The following is a 3,164-nucleotide window of genomic DNA, read 5'->3' as shown; positions in this document are numbered from 1 at the left end:
TCCACCCGATCATGATTCTTCTACCATCTTCAGAAAGAGTGGTTTGTGGGGCATAAAAGTCAAATCCTCGATCTGATTCTTGAAATGGACCATGGTCAAATTTCTTTGTGGATGTATTTAATGGCGACCCAACGAGATACCCTGATTGATAGATATTATTATAGAGATCTCCCTCTGCTTCAATCCCTTGAGGAGAAAAAATAAGTATACCTTTCTGATCTAATTCAATGTAATCAGGACATTCCCACATATAACCGAAGCCATCTAGTTTCGTGATTACCTCACCTAGAAACTCCCACTCTTTTAAATCTCTTGATTGATAAAGTAAGACACATCCAGTCTTATCTTCTCGCTGTGCACCAATAACCATGTAAAATAGAGATAAAGTCTTCCACACTTTCGGGTCTCTTACATGCTCAGTATACCCTTTAGGAGGAGAAGAGATGATTGGACCTGCAGCTTTCACTAGCTCATTTTCTTTCGTCATTTTCGCCATACATTGGTAGGGATGTCGATGCCATTCCTCATCACGAGTGTTGCCCGTATAAAAAAGGTACAAATCTCCCTGCTCAACAATTCCACTTCCTGAAAAAGCTCCATGACTTTCATAAAATTCATTTGGTTCTATGGCTAACCCTTTATTCTGCCAATTGACCATATCTGTAGACGTTACATGATACCAATGTTTTAAGCCATGGACCGGCCCGTGTGGAAACCACTGATAGAATAAATGATATTCGCCGTTAAAATAAGCAAAACCATTTGGATCATTTAACAAACCCGTTGGTGGTTGAATATGAAAAGACTGCCTCCAAGGACATGCATTTACTTTTTTCTTCAAAAGCATTCTTTCCTTTTCACTCACATCCCGGTATTTACGATATCGTTCTTCCCTTGAYCATGTCATAACTTAACCCTCACTCTTTAAGATGTTTAAGCTGCTTTAGCTTCCTTTTTCGCAGCACGTTTTGCTAATACAATCGTCATTGCAAATGAGACGGCAAACGCAATAGCTAATCCAATTAAAAAATGCATCATTGAGTCAGGACGGATGGCAATAACACCAGGTAATCCGGCTGGCCCCAATGCGATTGATAATACTTTCATTAAAGTTACATAGGCAGAAGATACACCAGCTCCAATAATGGCTGCATAAARTGGGTACCGCAGCTTTAAATTCACTCCAAACATCGCTGGCTCTGTAATACCGAGTAATGACGAAATACCTGAAGCAGAAGCGATGCTTTTCATTTTTGCATTAGCTGTTACAACAATAACTGCAAGAGCAGCAGCCCCTTGTGCCACATTCGACATGGCTGCAACTGGAAAGACAAAAGATCCACCTGTTCTTGCAATATCAGCTAGTAATTGTGTTTCGACTGCAATGAAACTATGATGCATCCCCGTAATGACAATTGGCGCATACAAAAGACCAAACAATCCACCACCTACGAACCCTGCTGTTTCATATAAAAAGACAAGTCCATCCGTTACTAAATGTCCACTCTGCCTCATCAAGGGACCTACAACTGTAAATGTAAGAACACCCGTGATAAAGATTGTTAATAACGGTGTTAATAAATTATCTAATGCAGACGGCACAACACGTCTAAAAAATTGTTCAACTTTTGCTAAAATAAAGGCTGCTGCCAATACTGGCAAAACCGTCCCTTGATAACCGATTTTCTCAATTTCAAAACCAAGGATATTCCATACAGGAATCTCTCCATCTACCACTGCACCACCATAACCCCATCCATTTWWTAGATCTGGGTGAACCATGATCATCCCCATTGCTGCACCTAAATATGCATTCCCACCAAATCGTTTGGCTGCAGAAAATCCTATTAATACCGGTAAGAAAACGAAGGCTGCATTCGCAAAAGTATTAACCATGGCTGCTAAGTCAGCAATTTGTGGATAAACATCAATGATTGATTGCCCATCAAAGAATAAATCCTCTGATGTTAATAAATTGTGAATACCCATTAATAAACCCCCAGCCACGATRGCTGGTATAATCGGAACAAAAATATCAGAAAGCATTTTCACAAAACGCTGAATTGGATTCATCTTTTTATTTCCTTCAGCTTTCACTTCATCTTTCGACATCTCTTCAATTCCAGTCAACTGAACAAGCTCACGGTGCACATTATTAACAGTACCGGCCCCAATAATAATTTGATATTGACCAGCTGTGGAAAAGGTACCTTTCACTGCATCAATCTCTTCTAGCTTTTTTTCATCAACGAGAGATTCGTCTTTTAATACAAGGCGTAATCTTGTGGCACAATGAGCTGCGGCAGATACATTTTCCTTACCACCAATTGCTTCTAAGACCTCACTTGCAATCTGTTTATAATCCATCTCTTTTTTCATTCCTCTCAAAAATGTAAAGCTTTACATTTTATTTTGATAAAATTAGTGTAAAGCTTTACATTGTATTCGTCAATCTTTTTTTGAATGCGCTCTCACTTGTCCTTTAGATGTTATTTTGCACTCATTTTAATCGCTATTTTGCGTTATGAATATAAAAAAGTCGTTCCTTTAAGATAACGGGTTCGGTTAACGAGAAGAAAAGTGCAAATAACTATGTCAATAGTATGCTAATCAGCATATATATTAACAACCAATTGGTAATGTAAATGGCAAGTAAAAACGCTCAGATATCTGAGCGTTTTTTGATGTAGTATTCTACAATTCTTATTACATTAACGCATCCGTTAGCTTAAGTACATTTCTTCACATACTCTCCATTTTATTGATTCTCTATTTTTTAATAACAATGGATAATTTATAGTTTGCATACTCGTTTAACCCTTCCAAAAAATTATTCATTAATTCATTGGATGGAAATTTACATTCAAGAAGGTAACAACCATCTCCACTGATTTTATAGTTACGAACAAGGTATTGTTCCTGCGTTTTGATGAATGATAAATATGGCTGATGGTTAGTACTCTGTGTAATGATAGTTAGAAAAGCATGTATATAAAATCCCAATTTGACTTGATTAACTTTTATGGTATATCCCTCAATAACCCCACTATCCTCTAATTTCTCAACTCTGGCTGAAGTAGCTGGTCCAGTCAAATGTACTTTCTCACCTAATTCTTTCATCGTGATCCGACTGTTCTTGGATAGTTCATCTAGGATAAGCAGAT

At 37.7% G+C, this 3,164-nt stretch carries 3 protein-coding genes; all 3 read right to left on the bottom strand.

From position 1 onward, the window contains the following. Positions 1–907 (bottom strand): glycoside hydrolase family 32 protein (locus AB685_RS29190; RefSeq protein ID WP_047974116.1); only part of this gene is annotated, 907 nt, incomplete at its 3' end. Positions 908–933: 26 nt separating this feature from the next. Next, positions 934–2,367: a sucrose-specific PTS transporter subunit IIBC gene (locus AB685_RS29185; protein ID WP_047974115.1), complete on the bottom strand. Its 1,434-nt coding sequence runs from the start codon at positions 2,365–2,367 to the stop codon at positions 934–936. 402 nt (positions 2,368–2,769) lie between these two features. Further along, positions 2,770–3,162, bottom strand: coding sequence for an Lrp/AsnC family transcriptional regulator (locus AB685_RS29180; RefSeq protein WP_128755967.1), 393 nt, complete (start codon positions 3,160–3,162; stop codon positions 2,770–2,772). Positions 3,163–3,164: the final 2 nt, after the last annotated feature.

Source organism: Bacillus sp. LL01 (assembly GCF_001037965.1).
Note: the sequence above shows the minus strand (reverse complement) of the source record. Positions and strands in the feature narration are given on the sequence as shown.